Raw genomic sequence first — 1,016 nt, 5'->3', positions numbered from 1 at the left:
TCAAGATGAGATTTCCCATAGCGTAAGCTAGTAAGATCCCTGAAAGATGATCAGGTTGATAGGTCTGAGGTGGAAGCGCGGTGACGTGTGGAGCTGACAGATACTAATCGATCGAGGACTTAACCTATTAGAAAAGCGGAAGAAGCCCGTTTAAATCCATAGGGAATTGGAGCGATCGAGAAGAAGTCGTTCTTTGACTTCGTACGAGAGAGTGAAATTACCGTAGGATTTGGCTTCTGTAGCTGGACAAAGTAAGAGCGTAAACTCAGTGAAGTGAATTGAATTGTGAATCGTTATCTAGTTTTGAATGAATATAAAAGTTTTTGTGAAAAAACACTTGAAATATTCTTTCAAAATAGTATAATAGTTCTTGTCGTAATTGTCTGGTGGCGATAGCGAAGAGGTCACACCCGTTCCCATGCCGAACACGGAAGTTAAGCTCTTCAGCGCCGATGGTAGTTGGGGGTTTCCCCCTGTGAGAGTAGGACGTTGCCAGGCTGTTTCAAGAATTATATAAAACTTACTATGGAGGATTAGCTCAGCTGGGAGAGCATCTGCCTTACAAGCAGAGGGTCGGCGGTTCGATCCCGTCATCCTCCACCATTATAATATTATTGTGCCGGTGTAGCTCAACTGGTAGAGCAACTGACTTGTAATCAGTAGGTTGGGGGTTCAAGTCCTCTTGCCGGCACCATTTAATACTTCTCATTGAAAAATGAGCCATTAGCTCAGTTGGTAGAGCATCTGACTTTTAATCAGAGGGTCGAAGGTTCGAGTCCTTCATGGCTCACCATTTACACACCTTGCGGGTGTGGCGGAATTGGCAGACGCGCTAGACTTAGGATCTAGTGTCCTTGTGACGTGGGGGTTCAAGTCCCTTCACCCGCATCAATTAAATATTGCGGAAGTAGTTCAGTGGTAGAACACCACCTTGCCAAGGTGGGGGTCGCGGGTTCGAATCCCGTCTTCCGCTCTTAGTAAGTGCCGGGGTGGCGGAACTGGCAGACGCACAGGAC

At 46.6% G+C, this 1,016-nt stretch carries 5 tRNA genes and 2 rRNA genes; all 7 read left to right on the top strand.

The window, feature by feature from the left end:
* A 23S ribosomal RNA gene (locus I7822_RS29455) occupies positions 1–127 on the top strand; the annotation flags it as partial.
* Between the two features lie 255 nt (positions 128–382).
* Positions 383–498 (top strand): 5S ribosomal RNA (rrf, locus tag I7822_RS29450).
* A gap of 29 nt (positions 499–527) precedes the next feature.
* Positions 528–603, top strand: a tRNA-Val gene (locus I7822_RS29445).
* Positions 604–618: 15 nt separating this feature from the next.
* Positions 619–694: transfer RNA gene (locus I7822_RS29440), tRNA-Thr, on the top strand.
* A 23-nt stretch (positions 695–717) separates the two neighbouring features.
* Positions 718–793, top strand: a tRNA-Lys gene (locus tag I7822_RS29435).
* Between the two features lie 12 nt (positions 794–805).
* Positions 806–888, top strand: a tRNA-Leu gene (locus I7822_RS29430).
* Between the two features lie 13 nt (positions 889–901).
* Positions 902–973 (top strand) — tRNA-Gly (locus I7822_RS29425).
* The last annotated feature ends 43 nt before the right edge of the window (positions 974–1,016 follow it).

The sequence above is a fragment of the Metabacillus bambusae genome, assembly GCF_017497975.1.
Classification (GTDB): domain Bacteria; phylum Bacillota; class Bacilli; order Bacillales; family Bacillaceae; genus Metabacillus; species Metabacillus bambusae.
The sequence above is the reverse complement of the archived record's forward strand: the minus strand, read 5'-3'. Positions and strand labels throughout refer to the sequence as shown.